3 protein-coding genes are annotated in these 2,088 nt (G+C 59.8%); 1 reads left to right on the top strand and 2 read right to left on the bottom strand.

The features are described 5' to 3' along the window. Both L9Z73_RS29725 and def read right to left on the bottom strand, forming a co-directional pair. Positions 1-371 (bottom strand): methionyl-tRNA formyltransferase (locus L9Z73_RS29725; protein ID WP_282598799.1); only part of this gene is annotated, 371 nt, incomplete at its 3' end. Between the two features lie 69 nt (positions 372-440). Next, on the bottom strand, positions 441-947 hold the full coding sequence (gene def / locus L9Z73_RS29720) for a peptide deformylase (protein WP_247408480.1): 507 nt from the start codon (positions 945-947) through the stop codon (positions 441-443). Between the two features lie 135 nt (positions 948-1,082). Here def and L9Z73_RS29715 point away from each other — a divergent pair, with 135 nt between their 5' ends. Beyond that, a complete protein-coding gene (locus tag L9Z73_RS29715) occupies positions 1,083-1,859 on the top strand; it encodes a peptidoglycan-binding protein (RefSeq protein ID WP_247408478.1) in 777 nt (258 codons plus the stop codon). The last annotated feature ends 229 nt before the right edge of the window (positions 1,860-2,088 follow it).

Genomic DNA, 2,088 nt, shown 5'->3' with positions numbered 1-2,088 from the left:
ATCGGCGCCGCACCGCGCCAGCGTGGCAGCAGCGAAGCATGGCTGTTGATGCAACCCAGGCGTGGGATATCGAGAACCACTTGGGGCAGGATCAAACCGTAGGCCACCACCACCAGCAGGTCCGGTTTCAGCGCGGCCAACTCGGCCTGGGCCTCGGCGTTGCGCAGGGTCGGCGGTTGCAGCACGGGAATGTTGTGCTCCAGCGCCAGTTGCTTGACCGGGCTCGGCATCAGTTTTTGCCCGCGACCGGCCGGGCGATCCGGCTGGGTGTACACCGCGACGATGTCATAAGGGCTGGCGAGCAGCGCCTTGAGGTGTTCAGCGGCGAATTCGGGTGTGCCGGCAAAAACAATGCGCAGTGGCTCGGTCATGGGCGTTCTCGGTTAACAGCAGTCACAAAAGAAAAAGGCTTGCCGCAGCAAGCCTTTGGAAGAAGGGCATCAAGCTTGCTGGCGGTGCTTTTTTTCCAGCTTCTTCTTGATCCGGTCACGTTTGAGCGTGGACAGGTAATCGACAAACAGCTTGCCGTTGAGGTGGTCGCATTCGTGCTGGATACACACTGCCAGCAAGCCTTCGGCAACCTGCTCGAAAGGCTTGCCGTCGCGGTCCAGGGCTTTGATTTTCACGCGCACCGGGCGTTCGACGTTCTCGTAGAACTCCGGCACCGACAGGCAACCTTCCTGGTATTCGCCCATTTCGTCGGTCAGCGCTTCGAACTCGGGGTTGATGAACACCCGTGGTTCGCTGTGATCTTCGGACAGGTCCATCACCACGACACGCTGATGCACGTTGACCTGGGTCGCGGCGAGGCCGATGCCCGGGGCTTCATACATTGTTTCAAACATGTCATCGACCAACTGACGAACCTTGTCGTCCACTACGGCCACCGGTTTGGCGATCGTGCGCAGGCGCGAGTCGGGGAATTCGAGGATGTTCAAAATAGCCATAAGCGTAATTGCTGCACATGTGAGGTAAAGGCAAATCGGCGTTGGGATGGACCCACACGGCCGGTGTGGAACGCTCGGAAGCCGCGAAGGCTATGGCATTTCACGCGAACGTACATAATAAAGGAGATTCACCCCATGAGGAAATCGCTACTCGTCTTGCTGCTCTGGGCTCCGTTCGCCCTGGCCCTGCTTCCATCGCCTGGCCTGCGCCTGGATCAACCAACGCAACAGGCCATCCAGCAATTTTTGTTACACAATCGCATCCTCGATTCTCCCCTCGATCTCGATAACGCGCCCTACGTTGTCGCGGCAGAAGCCGGGCGCGTGCTGGGGGCCAATGGCGAGCGCGTACATGCCCGCGGCGTCCTGGACCCGGCCCAGCCCAGTTACGGGATCTTCCGCCGAGGCAAGGTCTACACCGACCCCCAAACCCAGGAGCTACTGGGGATCAACGCCGACGACATCGGCACCGCGCGCTGGGTGATGGCCGGCGACCTGACCACCCTTGCCGTGCAACGCGTCACCCAGGAAGTGCGCCCCGGCGACCGTTTACTCCTTACCGAGCCGCCCGTTGCGCTGGCCAGCCTGGAGGGCCCGCAGGCGGTGCCGTTTATTGAAGGGCAGATCATCGACGTACCCAAGGGTGTTACGCAGATAGGCGTGCTGGATGCCGTGACCCTGAATAAAGGCCGCCGCGACGGCCTGGTCGAAGGCCAACGGCTGAACGTGATCAAGACCGGCGCCACGGTACGCGACGTCCTCAGCGGCGCCCCGGTGAAACTTTCCGATGAGCGCGGCGGCACGCTGCTGGTGTTTCGCACCTATGAAAAGCTCAGTTACGGCCTGGTCCTCAGTGCCTCGCGGCCACTGGCGGTGATGGACCGTTTCGAGACTGCCCGTCAAACGCAATAAATAGGTTGCTAAATAAGTTACCAACAGAGTTATCCACAGCTTGTTCCGGTCAAGGATGATCAGATGTATCCGATAAACAACAGTGAAATTTCCCCGGCAGAACTGGAAGCCCGTTTCGTTTTGCACCACTGACTCATAGGGGAAGAGGGCTGCCCTCTTCAGGTCGGGAGTTTTGGTGCGATCAACGGTAACCGCCTGCTGGCGCGCGGATGACAAATTTGTAACCTGT

This window comes from Pseudomonas emilianonis, assembly GCF_023072625.1.
In the GTDB taxonomy this organism is placed as follows: Bacteria; Pseudomonadota; Gammaproteobacteria; order Pseudomonadales; family Pseudomonadaceae; genus Aquipseudomonas; species Aquipseudomonas paraveronii.
Note: the sequence above shows the minus strand (reverse complement) of the source record. Positions and strands in the feature narration are given on the sequence as shown.

What these genes read in the sequence shown, in the direction of transcription:
- def (WP_247408480.1), bottom strand. Translation starts at nt 947, where the DNA reads ATGGCTATTTTGAACATCCTCGAATTCCCCGACTCGCGCCTGCGCACG.
- L9Z73_RS29715 (WP_247408478.1), top strand. Translation starts at nt 1,083, where the DNA reads ATGAGGAAATCGCTACTCGTCTTGCTGCTCTGGGCTCCGTTCGCCCTG.